The organism is Duganella aceris (genome assembly GCF_011090165.1).
GTDB classification, from domain to species: Bacteria; Pseudomonadota; Gammaproteobacteria; order Burkholderiales; family Burkholderiaceae_D; genus Rugamonas; species Rugamonas aceris.
In genome coordinates this window covers 255,928-277,465 of sequence record NZ_JAADJT010000010.1, presented here as the reverse complement: position 1 = coordinate 277,465, position 21,538 = coordinate 255,928, and the positions used below count along the sequence as shown (strand labels likewise).

19 protein-coding genes are annotated in these 21,538 nt (G+C 66.2%); 14 read left to right on the top strand and 5 right to left on the bottom strand.

Going from position 1 to position 21,538, the window contains the following annotated elements; genetic code table 11:
• A complete protein-coding gene (locus GW587_RS22210) occupies positions 1-327 on the top strand; it encodes a barstar family protein (RefSeq protein ID WP_166106780.1) in 327 nt (108 codons plus the stop codon).
• On the opposite strand, the gene map is transcribed toward GW587_RS22210, so the two are convergent.
• From map to GW587_RS31465, 3 genes are read right to left on the bottom strand one after another with little or no spacing between them, the layout of a single operon-like run.
• Positions 314-1,162: a type I methionyl aminopeptidase gene (gene map / locus GW587_RS22205; RefSeq protein WP_166106779.1), complete on the bottom strand. Its 849-nt coding sequence runs from the start codon at positions 1,160-1,162 to the stop codon at positions 314-316. The two genes, GW587_RS22210 and map, sit on opposite strands and share 14 nt — an antisense overlap.
• 45 nt (positions 1,163-1,207) lie before the next feature.
• Positions 1,208-1,573, bottom strand: coding sequence for a VOC family protein (locus GW587_RS22200; protein WP_166106778.1), 366 nt, complete (start codon positions 1,571-1,573; stop codon positions 1,208-1,210).
• 44 nt (positions 1,574-1,617) lie between these two features.
• Positions 1,618-2,556, bottom strand: a complete 939-nt coding sequence (locus tag GW587_RS31465) for a DUF6597 domain-containing transcriptional factor (protein ID WP_229259589.1) — start codon at positions 2,554-2,556, stop codon at positions 1,618-1,620.
• A 262-nt stretch (positions 2,557-2,818) separates the two neighbouring features.
• On the opposite strand from GW587_RS31465, the gene GW587_RS22185 reads away from it, so the two are divergent.
• From GW587_RS22185 to GW587_RS31785, 13 genes are all read left to right on the top strand, one after another.
• Positions 2,819-3,316, top strand: a complete 498-nt coding sequence (locus GW587_RS22185) for a hypothetical protein (RefSeq protein WP_166106777.1) — start codon at positions 2,819-2,821, stop codon at positions 3,314-3,316.
• Between the two features lie 107 nt (positions 3,317-3,423).
• Positions 3,424-6,054 (top strand): leucine--tRNA ligase, encoded by a 2,631-nt coding sequence (gene leuS / locus GW587_RS22180; RefSeq protein WP_166106776.1) that lies wholly within the window; start codon positions 3,424-3,426, stop codon positions 6,052-6,054.
• 12 nt (positions 6,055-6,066) lie between these two features.
• On the top strand, positions 6,067-6,657 hold the full coding sequence (locus GW587_RS22175) for an LPS-assembly lipoprotein LptE (protein WP_166106775.1): 591 nt from the start codon (positions 6,067-6,069) through the stop codon (positions 6,655-6,657).
• 9 nt (positions 6,658-6,666) lie between these two features.
• Entirely contained in the window at positions 6,667-7,683 is a 1,017-nt protein-coding gene (gene holA, locus GW587_RS22170; protein WP_166106774.1) for a DNA polymerase III subunit delta, read from the top strand.
• Positions 7,684-7,694: 11 nt separating this feature from the next.
• The gene (locus GW587_RS22165; RefSeq protein ID WP_166106773.1) at positions 7,695-8,966 is read left to right on the top strand and encodes a glutamate-5-semialdehyde dehydrogenase; all 1,272 of its coding nucleotides are present in this window, start codon (positions 7,695-7,697) and stop codon (positions 8,964-8,966) included.
• Positions 8,967-8,974: 8 nt separating this feature from the next.
• Positions 8,975-9,391, top strand: coding sequence for a CopD family protein (locus GW587_RS22160; protein WP_166106772.1), 417 nt, complete (start codon positions 8,975-8,977; stop codon positions 9,389-9,391).
• A gap of 10 nt (positions 9,392-9,401) precedes the next feature.
• Positions 9,402-10,004 carry a 2-hydroxychromene-2-carboxylate isomerase gene (locus GW587_RS22155; RefSeq protein WP_166106771.1) on the top strand — a complete coding sequence of 201 codons (603 nt, stop codon included), beginning with the start codon at positions 9,402-9,404 and terminating at the stop codon, positions 10,002-10,004.
• 46 nt (positions 10,005-10,050) lie between these two features.
• Complete coding sequence (locus GW587_RS22150) at positions 10,051-11,253, top strand: THUMP domain-containing class I SAM-dependent RNA methyltransferase (RefSeq protein WP_371875636.1); 1,203 nt, start codon at positions 10,051-10,053, stop codon at positions 11,251-11,253.
• 117 nt (positions 11,254-11,370) lie between these two features.
• Positions 11,371-12,651: a multidrug effflux MFS transporter gene (locus GW587_RS22145; protein WP_166106770.1), complete on the top strand. Its 1,281-nt coding sequence runs from the start codon at positions 11,371-11,373 to the stop codon at positions 12,649-12,651.
• Positions 12,652-12,917: 266 nt separating this feature from the next.
• Positions 12,918-15,008, top strand: a complete 2,091-nt coding sequence (locus GW587_RS22140) for an HDOD domain-containing protein (RefSeq protein WP_166106834.1) — start codon at positions 12,918-12,920, stop codon at positions 15,006-15,008.
• Positions 15,009-15,012: 4 nt separating this feature from the next.
• Complete coding sequence (locus GW587_RS22135; protein WP_166106769.1) at positions 15,013-17,295, top strand: putative bifunctional diguanylate cyclase/phosphodiesterase; 2,283 nt, start codon at positions 15,013-15,015, stop codon at positions 17,293-17,295.
• Between the two features lie 7 nt (positions 17,296-17,302).
• The gene (locus GW587_RS22130; RefSeq protein WP_166106768.1) at positions 17,303-18,898 is read left to right on the top strand and encodes an SEL1-like repeat protein; all 1,596 of its coding nucleotides are present in this window, start codon (positions 17,303-17,305) and stop codon (positions 18,896-18,898) included.
• Between the two features lie 81 nt (positions 18,899-18,979).
• Positions 18,980-20,440 (top strand): flagellin N-terminal helical domain-containing protein, encoded by a 1,461-nt coding sequence (locus GW587_RS31785; RefSeq protein WP_166106767.1) that lies wholly within the window; start codon positions 18,980-18,982, stop codon positions 20,438-20,440.
• A gap of 77 nt (positions 20,441-20,517) precedes the next feature.
• Here GW587_RS31785 and GW587_RS22120 read toward each other — a convergent pair whose 3' ends face one another.
• Entirely contained in the window at positions 20,518-21,066 is a 549-nt protein-coding gene (locus tag GW587_RS22120; RefSeq protein WP_166106766.1) for a DUF4865 family protein, read from the bottom strand.
• Positions 21,063-21,464: a tautomerase family protein gene (locus tag GW587_RS22115; protein ID WP_166106765.1), complete on the bottom strand. Its 402-nt coding sequence runs from the start codon at positions 21,462-21,464 to the stop codon at positions 21,063-21,065. Before GW587_RS22115 ends, GW587_RS22120 begins: the two co-directional genes overlap by 4 nt.
• Positions 21,465-21,538 lie beyond the last annotated feature (74 nt).

Sequence of the window (21,538 nt, the reverse complement as noted above, 5' to 3'; positions counted from 1 at the left end):
ATGGCCACCGCAGAACTGAACGGCGCCGCGATCACCGACTTCACCAGCTTTCACGCCGCCTGCAAGGCCGCGCTGGGCTTTCCCGATACTTACGCCAACACGATGGACGCCTGGGTCGATTGCCTCAGCTATCTGCGCGACGAAGACGGCATGAGCAAATTCCGCCTGAAGCCGAACGAGGTGCTGGAGATCGTCATCCAGGACGCGGCGGCGATGCGGGCCGCCGCGCCGGATATCCTGGAAGAGGTGACGTACTGCGTGGCCGGCATCAACGAACGCTATGACGACTACGGCGAGAAGCCGGCCCTGAAGCTTACGCTGCGCTAGGCGCGGCCGGGGCTTCGGCGCCGGCCGGCACCGCGTTCGGGATCTGCGCCTTGGCGCCGGTCTCGCCGGGCGCCAGCGTCAGCACCTCGAAGCCGGTGTCGGTCACCAGCACCATGTGCTCCCATTGCGCCGACAGCGATTTGTCGCGCGTCTCGACGGTCCAGCCGTCGCTCAATTCCCTGGTCGCCGCCTTGCCGGCGTTGATCATCGGCTCGATCGTGAACAGCATGCCCGGCTTGAGCACGATGCCCTGGCCCGGACGGCCGTAGTGCGTCACCTGCGGCTCCTCGTGGTAGACCATGCCGATGCCGTGGCCGCAGTAGTCCAGCACCACGCTGTAGCCGGCCTTCTCGGCCACGGTCTGGATCGCGAAGCCGACATCGCCCAGCGTCGCGCGCGGCTTGACGGCGCGGATGCCGGCCCACATCGCCGCGTAGGTGGTCTCGACCAGCTTGCGCGCCGACTTCGACGGCTCGCCGACGTAGTACATGCGGCTGGTGTCGCCGTGCCAGCCGTCCTTGATGACGGCGACGTCGATGTTGATGATGTCGCCGTTCTTGAGGATCAGCTGTTCCGACGGGATGCCGTGGCAGACCACGTGGTTGACCGAGCTGCACACCGTGGCCGGGAAGCCGCCGTAGCCGACGTTGGCCGGTATCGCCTGCTGCACGTTGACGATGTAGTCGTTGCACAGCTGGTCGAGGTAGGCGGTGCTGACGCCGGGCTTGATGTGCGGGCCGATCATGGTCAGCACGTCGGCCGCCAGCTGGGCGGCGACGCGCGCCAGGACGATTTGCTCGGGCGATTTGATCGGATTGGCGTTACGGCGGGACATGGCGCTACCTCTTTATTTTGCAGAGGCAGTAGTGTGCCACATTCGTTAGCGCACCGCTGTCAAATCGAAGTGCGGGTTGTCGATCAGGCAAAGCAGGTTGCCGAACGGGTCGGCCAGTTCCACCGTCCGGATGCCGTCGCCGACGTCCTGGATGGCGCCCTGCGGCGTCGCGCCCAGCGCGGTGATGCGGGCCACTTCGGCGTCGATGCCGTCGACGCCCCAGTAGACCATGCTGCCGGCGGTGCCCGGCGTGCCGTCCGGGATCAGTCCCAGCTCGAAGCCGCCGATGTTGAAGCCGACGTAGAACGGCTGGTCGAAATACGGCGCGGTGTCGAACACCTGTGCGTACCACGCCTTGGCGGCGGCCAGGTCGGCCACCGGATATGCCACTGTACGTAATCCCTTGATCATGCTCTTCTCCGCAAAGATGTTGAAAACATCATCTTGGCACATCGTCAGCCGGGGCGATTGGAAAAATGGAATCGCTCGGGCGTGCTGGCGGCGAATTCCTGGAAGTCGTGGATCAGGTGGGATTGGTCGAAGTAGCCGCAGTCGAGCGCCAGTTGCGCCCAGTCCGGGGTGCCGGCCGCCCGCGCCGGGGCGGTCTTCAGCGCGGCCGTGGCGCGGCGGAAGCGGCAGATGCGCGCGTACAGCTTGGGCGACAGCCCGACCTGGTCGCGGAACTGCGCGGCGAGGTGCTGGCGCGAGACGCCCAACGTCGCCGCCAGGTCTTCGATGCGCAAGCCGCCGTTGCTGGCGTCCAGCGCCCGCAGCGCGCGCTGGACCAGCACACCGCCCGGCGGCGCGGCGGCGGTTCGGCCGACAGCGCCCGCCATGATCCCCGCGCTCGCCGCGCCGCCCGCCGCGCCCGTCGCGCCCGCCGAGCCTGCCGGGCGCGCTGCGGCCCGCGCCAGGCCGGGCGCAAAGCCCGTCGCGTCCGCGCGGCCCGTGGCCACTGCGACGCCGGCCGCGCCCAGCCGCCGCAGTAGCGCGCGCTCGATCAGCGCCAGGCGCGCGCGCTCGGGCAGCTCATCGGTCCACAGCGCGTCGGTCAGCTGGTCGGCGTCGCTGCGGCCCCACAGCAGGTCGATGTCGGCGCGCTGGTCGGTCAGCGCGTGCAGCGGCGCGGCTAGGAAAACGCGCGCCGCGCCGGGCTTGAAGCGCACCGCCAAGGTCAGCACCGGCCGCTCGCTGGCGACCAGGATCGCGCGGCTCATCATGCCGACCGCGAAACCGGGCTGGCCGCCGTCCTGCCACAGGATGTCGACGCAATTGTCCGGCAGGACCCGGTGCGTATGCACGTCCCCGGGCGCGACGGCCGGCGCGCGCGCCGCCCACAGGCAGTCGACGTGCGCCGCCAGCGCCGGATGGGGAGGATATTCGCGATAGTGCATACGCCAAGTATGCCACGCCGCCCGGCCGGCGGCGCCGCGCGCCCCAAGCAGCAGCGAGGCCTGCCCCTGCCGCAGCTACCCGCGCCGCCGCGCCGATGCCGCGCCCCGCCCGCCGTGGCGCCCGCGCCCCATCGGCGCCGCCACCACGGCGCTGCCGCCGCTGCCGCTCCTGCCGCTCCTGCCGCGTGCGGCGAACCGTGCGGAGCGGGCGGCGCGGCTCGGGTATGCTGGCCCAGGAGATCAATCTGGCGACGGAGGCGACATGAAACGCATCACCCAAGCGCTAGGCGTGGCCCTGCTGGCGCTGTGCGCCCAGGCGCAGGCGGCGGCGCTGAAGCAGGTCTACGTGGACGACGGCGGCAAGGTCCATCTGGTCACCTCGGCCGGCAAGGAACTGCTGGTCGAGCAGCCGGCGCGCGCCGCCAACGCCAAGCTGGCGCCGGACGGCGAGACGGCCGCCTGGCTGGTCATGGGCGCCGCCCCGGCCCAGGGAGAGTCCGAGCCCGGCGCCAGCGAGGTGCGCCTGTACCGCGACGGCAAGTCGCGCGCGATCAAGTGCGAGCCCTTCATCCGCGACTTCTGGTTCTGGAAAAAAGGCAGCCGCATCGTCATCGACTGCGGCGGCAGCCACTTCGCCGGCCGCGAAGTCCTGTACGACGCCAAGTCGCTGAAACTGCTGGACAGCTTCAACCAGGACGACGTGCCGGTCGAAAAACGCCCCGACTGGTCCTCGTCCAGCGACCGCTACAAGCCGGACTAGCGGCGGCGGGCGGCGAAACTTCGGCCCGCGCCGGGGCCGACGCGCTCAGCGGGGGCATGAACCGGTATAATGTCCGGTTCATATTCACTTTTGGCTGCTCACCAATCATGCAAGATAAATATAGTCCCGCCGACGTAGAAAAAGCCGCGCAATCCCACTGGAAGGCCATCGACGCCTACAAAGCCGTCGAACACGACCCGCGTTTCCCGAAAGGGAAGTACTACGCCTGCTCGATGCTGCCTTACCCATCGGGCAAGCTGCACATGGGCCACGTCCGCAACTATACGATCAACGACGTGATGTACCGCTACCTGCGCATGAACGGCTACAACGTGCTGATGCCGATGGGCTGGGACGCGTTCGGCATGCCGGCCGAAAACGCGGCGATGGCCAACAACGTGCCGCCGGCGCAATGGACCTATTCCAACATCGCCCACATGCGCGAGCAGATGGAGTCGATGGGCCTGGCGATCGACTGGTCGCGCGAAATGACCGCGTGCAAACCGGAATACTACAAGTGGAACCAGTGGATGTTCCTGAAGATGCTGGAAAAAGGCATCATCTACAAAAAGACCGGCACCGTGAACTGGGATCCGGTCGACCAGACCGTGCTGGCCAACGAGCAGGTGGTCGACGGCCGCGGCTGGCGTTCCGGCGCGCTGATCGAAAAGCGCGAGATCCCGATGTACTACGCCCGCATCACCGACTACGCCGACGAGCTGCTGGCCTATGTCGACGACAAGCTGCCGGGCTGGCCGGAGCGCGTGCGCACCATGCAGACCAACTGGATCGGCAAATCGACCGGCGTGCGCTTCGCCTTCCCGCACCAGATCAAGGACGCCGACGGCCAGCTGATCCAGGACGGCAAGATGTACGTCTTCACCACCCGTCCGGACACCATCATGGGCGTGACCTTCGCCGCCGTCGCGGCCGAGCACCCGCTGGCGATCCACGCCGCGCGCACCAATCCGGCGCTGGCCGCGTTCAACGCCGAGTGCAAGCTGGGCTCCGTGATCGAAGCCGACATGGCGACGATGGAGAAGAAGGGCATGCCGACCGGCCTGTTCGTCACCCATCCGCTGACCGGCGAGCAGGTCGAGGTCTGGGTCGGCAACTACGTGCTGATCACCTACGGCGACGGCGCCGTGATGGGCGTGCCGGCGCACGACGAGCGCGATTTCGCCTTCGCCAAGAAATATGACCTGCCGATCAAGCAGGTGATCACGGCCGAGGGCAAGGAGTTCTCGACCGACGGCTGGCAGGAATGGTACGGCGACAAGGACATCTCGATCGTCACCAACTCCGGCAAGTACGACGGCCTGCGCTACGCCGAAGCGGTCGACGCGGTGGCCGCCGACATGGAAGCCAAGGGCCTGGGCGAGAAGAAAATCACCTTCCGCCTGCGCGACTGGGGCATCTCGCGCCAGCGCTACTGGGGCACGCCGATCCCGATGATCCACTGCGGCGATTGCGGCGTGGTGCCGGTGCCGGAAAAAGACCTGCCGGTGGTGCTGCCGGAAGACTGCGTGCCCGATGGCACCGGCAACCCGCTGAACAAATACGAAGCCTTCCTCAAGTGCGACTGCCCGCAGTGCGGCAAGCCGGCGCGCCGCGAGACCGACACCATGGACACCTTCGTCGATTCGTCGTGGTACTACATGCGCTATACCTCGCCGGGCGCCGACAAGGCCATGGTCGATGAGCGCAACGACTACTGGATGCCGATGGACCAGTACATCGGCGGCATCGAACACGCGGTCATGCACCTGCTGTACGCGCGCTTCTGGACCAAGATCATGCGCGACTTCGGCCTGGTCAAGTTCGACGAGCCGTTCACCAACCTGCTGACTCAGGGCATGGTGCTGAACGAGACCTACTACCGCGAAGACGCGGCCGGCAAGAAGACCTGGTTCAACCCGGCCGACGTCGACCTGACGCTGGACGACAAGGGCCGTCCGCAGGGCGCGGTCTCCAAGGCCGACGGCCAGGCCGTCAACATCGGCGGCACCGAGAAGATGTCGAAGTCGAAGAACAACGGCATCGACCCGGCCGCGCAGATCGGCGAATACGGCGCCGACACCGCGCGCCTGTTCACCATGTTCGCCTCGCCGCCGGAGCAGACGCTGGAATGGTCGGGCAGCGGCGTCGAAGGCGCCAACCGCTTCCTGCGCCGCGTGTGGGCGTTCGGCTACGCGCAGCGCGAAGCCATCGCCGCCGCCGGTTCGCCGCTGACGGCCGCCGCCAGCAGCGACGCCGGCAAGACCCTGCGCCGCGAACTGCACAAGGTGCTGCAGCAGGCCGACTACGACATCAAGCGCATCCAGTACAACACCGTGGTATCGGCCTGCATGAAGATGCTCAACACGCTGGAATCGGCCAAGGACGCGGATGCCGCATCGCTGTCGGAAGGCTACGCCATCTTCCTGCGCCTGCTGAACCCCGTCGCGCCGCACATCACCCACGTGCTGTGGGAAGAACTGGGCTACGCAAAGGCGCACGGCGACATCCTCAACGCGCCGTGGCCGCAAGTCGACCCTGCGGCGCTGGAGCAGTCCGAGATCGAGATGATGATCCAGGTGAACGGCAAGCTGCGCGGCAGCGTGGTGGTGGCCAAGGGCGCCGACAAGGCGAGCATCGAAGCGGCGGCCTTGGCCAACGAAGCGGTGCAGAAGTTCATCGAGGGCACGCCGAAGAAGATCATCGTCGTGCCGGGCAAGTTGATCAACATCGTGGTTTAACGGGTTCATACAATGGCGACTAGTTCTTTGTTCCGGCGCGGCCGGATCCATGCAGCGGTGCTGGCGGTCGCGCTGACGGTGTCGGCGTGCGGCTTCCACCTGCGCGGCGACAGCGGCCACTACACGCTGCCGTTCCCGGCGATGTACATCGGGCTGCCGGAGTCGTCGCCATTGGCGATCGATTTGAAGCGCAACATCCGCGCCAACGGCGGCACGGTGGTGGTCAACACCGCGCGCGAGGCCGACGGCATCGTCGAGGTGCTGTCCAATCCCGAAAAGACCAAGACCAAGACTATCCTGTCGCTGAACAGCAATGGCCGCGTGCGTCAGTATCTGCTGACGTACAACATCGTGTTCCGCGTGTTGGACAAGCAGGGCGGCGAGCTGCTGGGGCCAACCCAGATCACCTTGACCCGGCCGATCGACTTCAACGAAACCCAGTTGCTGGCCAAGGAGCAGGAAGAGGCACTGCTGTACAAGGACATGCAGACCGACCTGGTACAGCAGATGATGCGCCGCATCGCCGCCGTGAAGACGGCGGGCGTATCGCTGCCGCCGCCGCCCGCGACCACGCCGGCCGCGCCGGCGGTGCCGATACTGTAAGGGCGGACGATGCAATTGCGCCTGGAAGCGCTGGACGGCCATTTAAGCAAATCGTTGTCGCAGCTGTACGTGATCACCAGCGACGAGCATTTGCTGGCGCTGGAGGCCGCCGACAAGATCCGCAAGGCGGCGCGCGCGCAGGGCTATTCCGAGCGTGACGTGCTGACCGTGGAGCGCAGCTTCAAGTGGGGCGAGCTGCTGGCGTCCAACCAGGCGCTGTCGCTGTTCGGCGACAAGAAGCTGATCGAGCTGCGCATCCCGACCGGCAAGCCGGGCAAGGACGGCGGCGCGGCGCTGCAACATTATGTGAAGGATCTGAGTCCGGACAACCTGACGCTGATCACGCTGCCGAAGCTGGACTGGCAGACGCAGAAGGCGGCCTGGGTCGCCAGTCTGCAGCAAGCCGCGGTGTATATCGACATCGCGCAGATCGAACGGGCGCAGTTGCCCAACTGGATAGGCCAGCGTCTTGCCGCACAAGGGCAGAGCGCGGACCGGCAGAGCATCGATTTCATCGCCGATCGCGTTGAAGGCAATCTGCTTGCGGCCCATCAGGAGATACAGAAACTCGCCCTGCTGCACGAGCCGGGCAAGCTGACCTACGAGCAGGTGCACGACGCGGTGCTGAATGTGGCGCGCTACGATGTGTTCAAGCTCAGCGAGGCGATGCTGTCGGGCGATCCGGCGCGGCTGGTGCGCATGCTGGAAGGCTTGAAGGGCGAGGGCGAGGCGCTGCCGCTGGTGCTGTGGGCGGTGTCGGAGGAAATCCGCACGCTGCTCAAGCTGAAGGCGGGCATGGCGCAGGGCCGGCCGCTCGGTGCGCTGCTCAAGGAGCATCGCATCTGGGGACCGAAGGAACGCATGATGGATCCTGCGCTGCGGCGCATTTCGCTTCCGACGCTGGAAGCGGCGATGCGGGACGCGGCGCAGGTCGACAAAATGATCAAGGGATTGCGCGCGAAAGCGCATTCCGGCGACGCGTGGGACGCGATGCTGCAGCTGGCGTTGAAGGTCGCACGCGGTTAAGAAAGCTATCGATGGACATCAAGCACTACATGCAGCAACTGGGCCAACAGGCGCGCAGCGCATCGCGCGCCATGGCCCGCGCCGACAGCGCGACGCGCAACCGCGCGCTGACCCTGATCGCCGACGCGATCGAGCGCGACGCCGCACAACTGCGCGCCGCCAACCAGCTGGACATGGACGCCGCCGCCGCCAACGGCCTGGCGCCGGCGATGCTGGACCGCCTGGCCCTGTCCGACAAGGCCATCGCCACGATGGTGGAGGGCCTGCGCCAGATCGTCGCGCTGCCCGATCCGATCGGCGAAATCTCCGGTCTGAAATTCCGCCCGTCGGGCATCCAGGTCGGCCAGATGCGCGTGCCGCTGGGCGTGATCGGCATCATCTACGAATCGCGTCCCAACGTCACGGTGGACGCGGCCGGCCTGTGCATCAAGAGCGGCAACGCCACCATCCTGCGCGGCGGTTCGGAAGCGATCCACTGCAACCGCGCGCTGGCCAGGCTGGTGAAGGAAGGCTTGGCCGGCGCCGGCCTGCCCGAGGACGGCGTGCAGGTGGTCGACACCACCGACCGCGCCGCCGTCGGCGCGCTGATCACCATGCCGCAATACGTCGACGTGATCGTCCCGCGCGGCGGCAAGGGCCTGATCGCGCGCCTGATGGAAGAGGCGACGGTGCCGATGATCAAACACCTGGACGGCATCTGCCACGTCTACATCGACGCCAAGGCGGACCTGAAGAAGGCGGTGGATATCGGCTTCAACGCCAAGTGCCACCGCTACGGCACCTGCAACACCATGGAAACGCTGCTGGTGGCGCGCGCGATCGCGCCGGCGGTGCTGCCGCAGCTGGCCAAGCTGTACGCGACCAAGCAGGTCGAACTGCGCGCCGACCCGGAAGCGCTGGCGATCCTGACCGCCGCCGGCTACCCGCACCTGGCCGCCGCCACCGAGGAAGACTGGTCGACCGAATACCTGGCCGCGATCCTGGCGGTGAAGATCGTCGCCGGCACCGACGAAGCGATCGAGCACATCAACCACTACTCGTCGAAGCACACCGAGTCCATCATCACCGAAGACCACACCGACGCCATGCGCTTCCTGCGCGAAGTCGATTCCGCCTCGGTGATGATCAACGCCTCGACCCGCTTCGCCGACGGTTTCGAATACGGCCTGGGCGCGGAGATTGGCATCTCCAACGACAAGCTGCACGCGCGCGGCCCGGTCGGGCTGGAAGGCTTGACCTCCCTGAAGTACGTGGTGTTCGGCCACGGTGAAGTAAGACAATAAGGATCACTATGCTCTGGATTAAAGCGCTGCACATTTTCTTCGTCATGGCCTGGATGGCCGGCGTGTTCTACCTGCCGCGCATCTTCGTCAACCTGGCGATGGAAAACAACGACGTCGCCACCCAGCGCCTGCTGACCATGGCGCGCAAGCTGTATCGCTTTTCCTTGTGGCTGTCGGTGTTCGCGGTGGTGTTCGGGGCGATCCTGGTCTACATGCAGTACGGCGCGCACATGCCGGGTTGGCTGCACGCGAAGATTTTCCTGGTGGTGCTGGTGATCGGCTATCACCACGCTTGCGGCTCGATACTCAAGAAGTTCGAAAAAGGCGTCAACCAGCGCAGCCACAAGTGGTTCCGCGTGTTTAACGAGGTACCGGTATTCATGCTGCTGGCGATCCTGGTGCTGGTGGTCGTCAAACCCTTCTGATTGGAATGTCATGAGCAAAGTTTGCCAGTATTTTTTCGCCTCGCATTCGCCGTGGACCTATCTGGGCCATGAGCGCTTCATCGAGATCGCGCGCGCCAACGGCGCCCAGATCGAGGTGCGGCCTTTCGACCTGGGCAAGGTGTTCGGCGTCTCCGGCGGCCTGCCGCTGGCCAAGCGCGCGCCGCAGCGCCAGGCGTATCGCCTGACGGAGCTGACGCGCTGGTCGGAGTTCCTCGGCATCCCCATGAATCCGCAGCCGAAGTTCTTCCCGGTCTCCGGCGAGCTGGCGAACAAGATGGTGGTGGCGGCGCGCCTGACGCATGGCGTCGACGCGGCGCTGCAACTGGCCGGCGCCATCATGCGCGGGCTGTGGGCCGAAGACCGGAATATCGGCGATGAAGACACCCTGGCGCTGATCGCCGGCGGCTGCGAGCTCGATGGCCGCGCGCTGATCAAGTCGGCGGAGACGGCCAGCGTGCAGGCCGAGTACGACCGCAATACGGAAGATGCGACGGCGGCCAGCGTGTTCGGCTCGCCGTGGTATGTGCTGGACGGCGAAAGCTTCTGGGGCCAGGACCGCCTGGACTTCCTGGAAAGAGCATTACAGAAGTAACGAGATGGTAAAGATTTGAGTTTTTTAACGGACAAAAGGTACACCTATGGCTTCCTATTTTTGCCCATGCCCGCGCGGCATGGAAGCGGCGCTGGCCGAGGAACTGGGCGAAATCGCCCAACTGAGCACCACCATGAAGGTGCACAACCAGGTCCCCGGCGGCGTGCACTGCTCCGGCGACCTGATTGATTCCTACCGCATCAATCTGCACTCGCGCATCGCGTCGCGGGTGCTGATGCGCATGGCCGTCACCGGCTACCAGAACGAGAACGACATCTACGACCTGGTGCTGGCGCAGGAATGGGAAAACTGGTTCACCTACGACCACACCATCCGCGTCGACGTCACCGCCGTCAAGTCCCCGCTGAAAAGCCTGGAGTTCACCACGCTGAAGATCAAGGATGCGATCTGCGACCGCTTCCGCGACCAGTTCGACAAGCGTCCGTCGGTCGACACCAAGGAACCGGACATGCGCATCGTCGGCTTCCTCGACGCGCGCCAGTTCATCATCTACCTGGACACCTCGGGCGAGGCGCTGTTCAAGCGCGGCTGGCGCGAAGAGACCGGCGACGCGCCGCTGCGCGAGAACCTGGCCGCCGGCCTGCTGCGCGTGGCCGGCTGGAAGCCGGGCATGCCGCTGTTCGATCCGATGTGCGGCTCCGGCACCATCCTGTGCGAAGCGGCGCAGATGGTGCAGGGCATTCCGCCCGGCGCGCGCCGCCGCTTCGCGTTCGAAGCCTTCAACGATTTCGATCCGGCGCCATGGAACGAGATGAAGAATTCGATCAAGGCCAATCCGCTGCCGGCGTCGCCGACCATCTTCGGTTCCGACATCTCGGGCGACATGGTGGCCATGACCCGTCACAACCTGAAGTGCGCCGGCATCATGTTCGAGGTGCCGCTGAAGCAGATCGAGGCGCAGGAAGTGAAGGCGCCGACCGAGCAGCCGGGCATCCTGCTGACCAACCCGCCGTACGGCGAACGGATCGGCGTGCGCGGCGATTCGACGATGCCGGAAGACGAACTGGCGAGCAGCTTCTACTCGGCGCTGAGCACCACGCTGAAGCAGCGCTTCGCCGGCTGGACGGTGTTCCTGTTCACCGCCGACCTGGGCCTGCCGAAGCTGCTGCGCCTGAAGGAATCGCGCAAGACGCCGTTCTTCAACGGCGCGCTGGAATGCCGTTTGTTCCGTTTCGATATGGTGGCGGGCTTCAACCGCCGCGAAGCCGCCAAGCCTAAAGAAGTCTAAGCAGTACGCGCCGCATAACCCCGCAGGGCCAGGCGGGGTCGGACCCCGTACGGGGTCCGACCCCAGCAGCGGCGCAGCGGTTGGGGGTGGAAGCGCGCTCTCGAAGGAAAACGTTTGATGTTCCCCACGCCTCCCGCCGATCTGCCCCCGGATCCCGTCGCCGAGATTCCGCCGCCGCCGCCGTCGCACATGAAGGTGCTGAGCGCCGCCGCGCTGGCGACCATGCTGGCCGCGCTGTCGATGCTCGGCCCGTTCTCGATCGACGCCTACCTGCCGGCCTTCCCCAACATCCAGGCCTCGCTGCACGCGACGCCGCTGGAAGTCCAGCAAAGCCTGACTTTTTACATGCTGGCCTTCGCCGGCATGGTGCTGTGGCACGGCGCGCTGTCGGACGCCTTCGGCCGCCGCAATGTGATCCTGGTCTCGCTGGTGATGTTCGCCATCGGCACGCTGGGCTGCGCCGCCGCGCACACGGTGCACTACCTGTGGGTGTTCCGCATCATGCAGGGGGTGTCGGCCGGCGCCGGCGTGGTGGTGGGCCGTGCCATCATCCGCGACCTGTACGAGGACGCCGCCGCCGCGCGCCTGCTGTCGCTGGTGACGATGATCTTCTCGATCGCGCCCGCCATCGCGCCGATCCTGGGCGGCTGGATCGTCACGCTGTTCGACTGGCGCGCCATCTTCCTGTCGCTGCTGGCCTACAGCGTGCTGCTGTTCCTGTACTGCTACCGCCGCCTGCCGGAGACGCTGCCGCCGCACAAACGCCAGCCGTTCAATCCGCGCTACCTGGCGCGCAACTACGGCGAGATCATGCGCTCGCCGCTGTTCCATCTGAAATCCGGGGTGGTGGCGCTGAACTTCGCCGGCCTGTTCGTCTACATCACGGCGGCGCCGGTGTTCCTGCCGCAGCACCTGGGCCTGGGCCCGTCGCAGTTCGGCTGGCTGTTCGTGCCGACCGTGGGCGGGATCTTCCTCGGCGCGCTGGCCGCCAACCGCATCGCCGGAAAAATGACATTTTCGCGACAGATCGGCATCGGTTTTTGTTTCCTGCTGTCGGCGTCGATATTTAACGTTCTCTACCACGCCTTCCTGCCGCCGTCCTTGCCCTGGTCGGTGCTGGCGATGCCGTTCTACACCTTCGGCATGTCGCTGGTCGCGCCCGGCGCCACCTTGCTGGCCATGGACTTGTTCCCGCACATTCGCGGCACCGTGGCCTCATGCCAGTCGTTCGCCGTCACCCTGCTCGGCGCGCTGGTGGCGGGGGTGATTTCACCCTTCCTATCACACTCGGTGCTGTGGCTAGCCGCGGGACAGTTGGCGTTTAGTGCCTCTGCTCTCGTTTTGTGGTTGACGTCGCGCTATTACCGGAGCATGCTTCTACGCCATCCAGGCCGGTAATTATTAACGGCAAGAAATTTGATTGGTTTAGAGAGAAATCTTCTGTGCTGTTAAGTTCTTATCAGACTTTATGATAAGATAATTTTTTAAGGCAATCGACTTTTGGCCCAAAACCCGCCGGAAGCCGCATGAAACCTAACTGTGGTGGTACTTCGCCGTTGAAAGCCACCCCCTAATCGACATCCCTAGCGGCAATGCTTGATACGATGCAACAACAATCTGACCATGATATTCGCAATCGCTTGCTGATTGCCCGTCTGCCGGCGATGCCGCAGATACTGATCAAGTTGATTGAACACTTGCAGGCCGACGACGCCGGCATGCCGGAGCTCGCCGCGCTGATCGCCAAGGACGCGGCGATGACCAGCAAAATCCTCACCGTCGCCAACAGCTCGGCCTATCACCGCAACCAGCGCACGGTCGGCCTGGAGCAGTCGCTGGTGTCGCTCGGCACCGACATGATCAAGACGCTGGTCATCAGCGAATCCGTGTTCCAGACCTTCAACAGCTTCCCGCATTCGAGCAGCACCGACCTGCGCGGCTTCTGGAAAGGCTCGCTGACCACCGCCGTCATCGCGCGCGACATCGCCAAGCAGATGGAATACCCGCACGTCGAGGAGGCCTACCTGGCCGGCCTGCTGCACAACGTCGGCCGGCTGGCGCTGCTGGCCACCGCGCCCAAGGAATACTCGTTCAACTTCATGGCGCGCGACGACGAGGACCTGTGCGCGGTCGAGCAGCGCACGCTGCAAATCACCCACACCGAAGCGGGCGCCTGGCTGATCGAGCGCTGGCACCTGGATTCCTTCCTGGCCGACAGCGTGCTGTATCACCACGAGCCGATCGCGCGGCTGGAATCGGCGCATCCGCTGATCCGCATCGTGCGCCTGGCGCACCTGCTGTGCTGCCACGAGGACCAGCAACAGGCGATCGCGGACGCCGGCCACCTGGTCGGCCTCGACGCCGACACGCTGGAACTGATCGTCAAGAACGCCGCGCGCCAGGTGGAGAAATCGGCCGCCTATCTGGGCATCGAGCTGGCCGGCGTCGACGACGTGCCGGTGCCGTCGGCCTACGCGCCGCCGCCGCCGGTCGACCCGGTGCAGCAGCGCCTGTCCGAGGAAGTGCGCAACATGGTGCTGGTGTCGGAGATGGGCCAGACCTTCGCCCGCCAGCAGGGCGAGACCGGGCTGCTGGAAGCGATGACGCGCTCGGCGCGCATCCTGTTCGACTTCGAAACCGCCGTGGTGCTGATGGAGAATCCGACCGGCCACGCGCTGCACGGCACGCCGACCGGCGAGCATCAGCAGCGCCTGGCCGAATTCGCGATCCCGCTGACCAAGGGCGGCGTGGTGGCGGCATCGGCGCTGGAGCGCAAGCTGGCCTACATCGGCCGCGACAGCCCGTTGAACGTGGCGGAGGAGCAGCTGTTCCGCATCATCGGCACCGAGAGCATGGTGTGCCTGCCGCTGGTGGCCAACCAGCGCTGCCTGGGGGTGTTGATCGGCGGCGCGCCGGCGTGGCAGATGCCCAGCTTCCAGAAGCGCGAGCGCTTCCTGCAGTCGTTCGGCACCCAGGCCGCCGCCGCGCTGGAGACGGCGATCAGCGAACGCGGTCACGCCAAGCGCCAGATCGCCCACGTCGCCGAGGAATACCGCGAAGCCTCGCGGCGCGTGGTGCACGAGGTGAACAACCCGCTGTCGATCATCAAGAACTATCTGTCGGTCCTGGACGGCAAGCTGGCCAAGCGCGAGCCGGTGGTCGGCGAGATGTCGATCCTGAACGAGGAGATCGACCGCGTCGGCCAACTGATCAACGGCCTGGCCGACCTGCAGCCGACCGAGAGCTCGCGCGTGACCAACGTCGGCCGCGTGGTCGACGACGTGCTGCGGCTGTTCCGCGCCACCGACTTCGTGCCGGCCTCGGTGCAGATCGTGGTGCGGATGCAGGAGGAGCCGGCCGAGATCGACGGCGACGCCGACCTGCTGAAGCAGATCCTGGTCAACCTGATCAAGAACGCGGTCGAGGCGCTGGCCGACGGCGGCAAGATCGAGATCGCCAATCGCGGCCACGTCAACCGCGAGCGCAAGCTATACCTGGAGCTGGTGGTCAGCGACAGCGGACCCGGACTGTCGGCCGAGGTGCTGGCCAATCTGTTCTCGCCGGTCCGCAGCGGCAAGGAAGGCCCGAACCATGGACTCGGCCTGTCCATCGTCCACGGCCTGGTCAAGAAAATGCAGGGCCTGATCACCTGCCGTTCCGGAAAAACGGGTACCACTTTTGAAATTCTGCTGCCCGCCCGTGGCAGCACCAGCCAAGTCGCCGGCGTATCCACGCGGGCGATGGATTCAGTTTAAGGCCATGATGAACCTGAACCTTGCCGGCCTGACGGCCGCCCTCGATCCAAGTTCCGACGACCACGCCCCCGTCGTCCTATCCACTGATAACTGCCCCCGCATCCTGCTCGTGGACGACGAACCGCGTTTGCTGTCGTCGCTCTACGAACTGCTGCGCGACCGCGATTACCACCTGGTGACGGCGACCTGCGGCAGTGAGGCGTTGGCCCAGCTGACCAAGCTCAAATTCGACCTGATCCTGCTCGATCTGCGCCTGCCCGACATGAGCGGCCACGAGATCATGGACTTCATCAACGCCAGGGAAATCGACGGCGACGTGATCGTGATGAGCGGCGACGTCGGCATCGAGGCGGCGATCGGCGCGCTGAAACGCGGCGCCTACGACTACCTGCGCAAGCCGTACAGCCGCGAAGAGCTGCTGAAGACGGTGGAGAACGCGCTGCAAAAGCGCCGCCTGGCCATCGACAACGAACGCATCGCCTCCAAGCTGGAAAACTCCGAGAAGATGTACCGCTATCTGGTGGACAGCTCGCCGGACATCATCTACACGCTGAACCACGAGGGCAAGTTCACCTTCGTCAACGACCGCGTCCAGCAGCTGCTCGGCTTCAGCCGCGAAGAGCTGATCGGCCGCCACTACTCGGTGCTGGTGCACGACGAGGACCAGGAGCGCGCGCGCTACGCCTTCAACGAGCGCCGGGTCGACGAACGCGCCTCGCGCAACGTCGAGCTGCGCCTGAAGTGCAACACCGGCGGCGGTGTCGAACGCACCTTCAACAATACGCTGATGACGATTTCGCTCAACGCGATCGGCATGCACGTCCCCGACCACGAAGTGAAGAAGCACGAGTTCTTCGGCACCTACGGCGTGGCGCGCGACATCACCGACCGCAAGCGCGCCGAGGAAGTGATCTCCTACCAGGCCTACCACGACATCCTGACCGACCTGCCGAACCGCATGCTGTTCAAGGACCGGCTGGGACTGGCCGTGATCCAGGCCAAGCGCAAGCTGACCGAGCTGGCGGTGATGTTCGTCGATCTCGATCGCTTCAAGCTGGTCAACGACACGCTGGGCCACGTCAAGGGCGACGAGCTGCTGCAACAGGTGGCGTCGCGGCTCAAGGATTGCCTGCGCCGCGGCGACACGCTGGCGCGCCAGGGCGGCGACGAATTCACCATCGTGCTGCCGGAGCTGCGCGACCGCCAGGACGCCAAGGCCATCGCCGATAAATTCCTCGAAAGCCTGCAAAAGCCGTTCGACCTCGATGGCCATGAGGTGCACATCTCGGCCTCGATCGGCATCGCGGTGTACCCGACCGACGGCGAAACCATCGACGAGCTGCTGCGGCATGCGGACATCGCCATGTACCAGGTCAAGGCGCTGGGCAAGAACGGCCACAGCTTCTATCACAACTCGATGCTGGACGTGTCGCACCAGAAGATCGCGCTGGAGCAGAGCCTGCGCAAGGCGCTGGAGCTGAACGAGCTGGAAATGTACTACCAGCCGCAGGTCGACGTCGCCACCGGCCGCATCATCGGCGCCGAAGGCCTGATGCGCTGGAACCATCCGCAGCGCGGCCTGCTGGCGGCCGGCGAGTTCCTGCCGTTCGCCGAGGACAACGGCCTGATGCTGCCGATCTCCGACTGGATGCTGGGCGCGTTGTGCCGCGACCTGCTGCAATGGAACGCCAACGGCGGCGAGGCGATCCGCCTGTCGCTGAACCTGTCGCCACAGTATCTGGACCGGGGCGACTTCTTCGAGAAGATGCGCGGCGCGCTGACGCGCTACGGCATTTCGCCGGCGCAGATCGAAGTCGAGATCACCGAGAACATCTGCATCCGCAATCCGCAGTACGCGATCGAACAGCTGAACAAGCTTTGCCAGCTGGGCGTGTCGGTGGCGATCGACGATTTCGGCACCGGCTACTCGTCGCTGTCGTATCTGCACCGCTTCCCGATCCACACCATCAAGATCGACCAGTCCTTCGTCAAGGAGATCCACGACGAGAACGGCCACTATCCGGTGATCCTGGCGATCATCTCGATCGCGCGCGGGCTCGGCCTGCACCTGGTGGCGGAAGGCGTCGAGACCGACGTGCAGGCGCGCTACCTGCAGGCCAACGGCTGCACCACCATGCAGGGCTACCTGTACCACCGCCCGATCTCCCTGGCCAGTTTCATCGACGTGCTGCAAGACCAGAACAACCAGTCGACGTCGTCCGGCGACCACCGGCACGCGATGCCGCTGGCCGATATCCAACCTGCGATGATCGCGATACAAGCTTGAAGTCAGCATGACGAAATACGGTCCCACCGAAGCCGATGCGAACAACGGCAGCACCTATACCGCCGAATTCTTGCGCGTCAAGGGACTGGCCGAACGCGGCGTCGCCAATGCCCAGCATAGCCTGGGCTTCATGTACTTCAACGGCCAGGGCGTGGCGCAGAGCTACGAGCTGGCGGTGGTGTGGTATCGCCAGGCCGCGCAATCCGGACTGGAACACGCGCAGTACAACCTGGGCGTGATGTACCAGAAGGGCCAGGGCGTCGAGCAGAATTACCAGGAAGCCGCCGCGTGGTATCAGCTGGCGGCCGAGCAGGGCTACGCCGCCGCGCAGTACAACCTGGGCTGGCTGTACGCCAAGGGCCAGGGCCTGGAGGCCGACACGCAGAAGGCCATGCTGTGGTTCAGCAAGGCCGCCGACCAGGGCGACGCCGGCGCGCAGAACAATCTCGGCATGATGTACGACACCGGCAAGGGCGTGCCGCAGGACTTCAAGCAGGCGATCGCCTGGTATCGCAAGGCGGCCGAACAGGGCTACCCGCGCGCGCAATTCAACCTCGGCCTACGCTACGACAACGGCCAGGGCGTGCCGCAGGACGTGGGCCAGGCGATGTCGTGGTACCGCAAGGCGGCCGACCAGGGCTACGCGCCGGCGCAGTTCAACCTGGCGCTGCGCTTCGACAAGGGCGACGGCATCGCACAGGACAGCCAGAAGGCCATCCTGTGGTATCGCCGCGCGGCGGAGCAGGACCACGCCAGCTCGCAGTTCAACCTGGGCCTGATCTACGACAACGGCCAGGGCGTGCCGCGCGACGAGCAGAAGGCGCTGGACTGGTACCGCAAGGCGGCCGAGCAGGGCCACGCGGGGGCGCAGAACAACCTGGGCCTGCGCTACGATCACGGCCAGGGCGTCGAGCAGGATTACGCGCAGGCGCAGTCGTGGTATCGCAAGGCGGCGGAGCAGGGCTTCCCCGGCGCGCAATACCATCTGGGCCTGCTGTACGACGCCGGCCACGGCGTGGCGAAGGATCCGCAGGAAGCGATCTTCTGGTACCGCAAGGCGGCCGACCAGGGGCATTTGCGCGCCCAGTTCGACCTCGGACTGCGCTACGAAACCGGCGGCGGCGTGCCGCAGGATTATCGCAAGGCGATGACCTGGTACCTCCGCGCCGCCGAGCAGGATTATGCGGCGGCCCAGTACAGCCTTGGCCTGCTGTTCGACCACGACGACGGGCCGCAGCCCGATTCGATCCAGGCCAACGGCTGGTACGCCAAGGCGGCGGAGCAGGGCCACACCCAGGCGCAGTTCGCGCTGGGCCTGCGTTACGATAACGGCCAGGGCCTGCCGCAGGATTACGCCCGGGCGCACCACTGGTATCTGCAGGCGGCGCGGCAGGGCCATGCGCGCGCGCAGTTCAACCTCGGCTTGATGTGCCTGTTCGGCCAGGGCGTGCGCGCGGACGCCGCGCAGGCCTGGATCTGGCTGGCGATGGCGGAGCGCGGCGGTTTCGCCGCCGCCGCGCGCTATCTGAAGAACGCCGCCGCGCGGCTGGACGTCGCCCAGCTGGCGCTGGCGCGCGAGCGCATCGAGACGCTGCCCGGCTGAGCGGCGCCAACTCAAGTTCGGTCCCGTTCCGCCGTTAATTAACGATCAACCGCATTCCGTGGTTGCGTCGCCGGCAGCCGCATGCAGATCAACACCAACCTGTCCTCATTGAACGCCCAGCGCAGCACCGCGCGCTCGGGCGAGGACATGGCCGTCAGTCTGCAACGGCTGGCCAGCGGCGCGCGCATCAATTCCGCCCGCGACGACGCGGCGGGGCAGGCCATCGGCGCGCGCATGACGGCCGGGATCAACGGCCTGCGGCGGGCGAACCAGAATATCAACGACGGCATCTCGCTGTTGCAGGTGGCCGACGGCGCGGCCGGGCAGCTGCACGCCAACTTCCAGCGCATGCGCGAGCTGGCGGTGCAGGCGGCCAACGACAGCAACAGCCAGATCGACCGCGCCGCGATCCAGCTGGAGGCCGACGCGCTGGTCAAGTCGAATACCAACATCGTCGACGGCGCGCGCTTCAACAACATCAAGCTGCTCGACGGCGGCTACGCGCAGCAGTTGCAGGTGGGCGCCGACGCCGGCCAGACGATACAGCTGAACATTCCGCGCGCGCTGATGCAGGAGGGTTATGCGCTGGCCATGGTCAACGTCGCGCCGCAGCAGTCCACCGCCGTCGGGACGGCGGTGCAGGGCGCGATCAAGTACGGCGATGTGGTGATCAACAACGCGGTGGTGGGAGCGTCGTCGGCCGGCGCGCTGCCGGGACAAAGCGCGGGCAGCGCGTTCGCGGTGGCGGCGGCGATCAACGCCGCCAATGTCACCGGCGTTTCCGCCAGCGCCGCGACCACGCTGGAGGGCGCGGTGGGCGCGTCCGGCGCGTTGCCCTCCGCCGCGTTCTCGGTCAATGGCGTCGATGTCGGGCCGATCACCGGCGTCACGGCGGCGCAGCGCGCCGCCAGCGCCGCCGCCGCGATCGGCGCCACGGTGGGCACCAGCGGCGTGAGCGCCAGCGCCGCCGGCGGCACGCTGACCTTGAGCACGGCGGACGGCCGCGACATCAACTTCAGCGAGGCGCTGGCCGGCTCGGTCGATTCGCTGGGATTTTCGCTGGGCGCGCACAAGGGGGCGGTGACGGTGAACGAAGCGGCGCGGCCGGGCGCGCACACGATGCGCATCGGCGGCGTCAATCCGGCGGCGGCGGGACTAAGCGCGGGCAAGGTGGCGTCGGTGGAGCTCGGGCCGGCGGAGCTGCGGCTGCAATCGGTGTACACGCCGGGCGAGCCCGCGCTGGATCTGTCGACCTTCAGCGGCGCCAGCGAGGCGCTGGACTACCTCGACGCCAAGATCGAGGAAGTGAGCAAGGTGCGCTCGCTGCTGGGCGCGACCGGCAACCGGCTGACGGCCGCCGCCGGCAACGCCGAGAACACGGCCAACAATCTGTCGGCGGCGCGCTCGCGCATCGTCGACACCGACTACGCCGTCGAGACCGCGCAGCTGACCCGCAGCCGCATCCTGCAACAGGCCGGCGTCTCCATCATCGCGCAGGCCAACGCCGCGCCGCGCCAAGCGCTGATGCTGCTGCGCGGCTAAACCGGGGTCAGTTCCGGCAACGTGCCATTTACGGAATTAATTCCGTAAATGGCACGTTGCCGGAACTGACCCCGGTTTCACGGCGCCGACACATGGCCGACGCGGTAGCGCTGTTCGCCGGGCCGCGGCGGATCGGCGGGCGCGTCGCGCCACAGGCACAGGCGGACGATCGACCACGTCACCGGCTCGAAGCCGACCACCACCGCCAGCGCGCCGCGCCTGAGCGCATCGGCCGCCCATTGCTCTTCGCGTGAACGCAGCAGCGCCAGATCGCTGTACGGCGCGATCGCCGCGACGCTGCGGCTGGCATGGCGCGCCTGCCGCACCTCGGCGCCGACGCTGGCGTGCCACGGCGTCCAGGTATGCACCGCCGGCCAGCCGAAGGCCTGCGCCACGCCGGCGAAGCCCGGGCCGTTGAGGAAGTCGTGCATGGCCTCGGCGTGGTGCCACAGGTAGAAGGGCGCGTACAGGTTTTCCGCCGCCTCGCCGCGCTCCGCGTGCAGGTAGGCCTTGAACGCCAGCCCGGGCAGCGCATCGAGCAGCTTGCCCTTGACCGCGATGCGCTCGCGGACGATGGCCATGTCGTAATCGGCCGGCAGCACGAAGCTGTACTGCATCGCGATCATGATGTCATCGCCTGCAACAGGCCGGGCACCGGTCTGCCGCCGCTCATCGACCACTCGTCGCCCAGCGCGGTGGTGACCACCACCATCAGGTCCTCCGGCCGCAGCCCCGGCGACGCGGCCAGGCGCTGCGCCAGCCGCGCATAGAAGGCCAGCTTGACCTCGGTGCTGCGCGGCTTGCCGGTGGTGATCGCGATCAGCACGAAGTCGTCCGAGCGCGGACCTCCTTCGTAGTCGCGGTCGAAGATCAGCTCATGCGGCTCGTGCTGGTGGATCAGCTGGAAGCGATCCTTTTCCGGCACGTGGAAGCTTTCGACCATGGTCTGGTGCAGGGTGTCGGCCAGCGCGCGCAGGTACTCGGGCGACTTGCCTTTCAAGAGAGAGATACGGCTGTAGGGCATGATGGGCTTCCTTTTTTTCGGTTGACAGGCCCACGATACGCGCCTATCTTGGTTCTGAAAATCAGGAATATTTT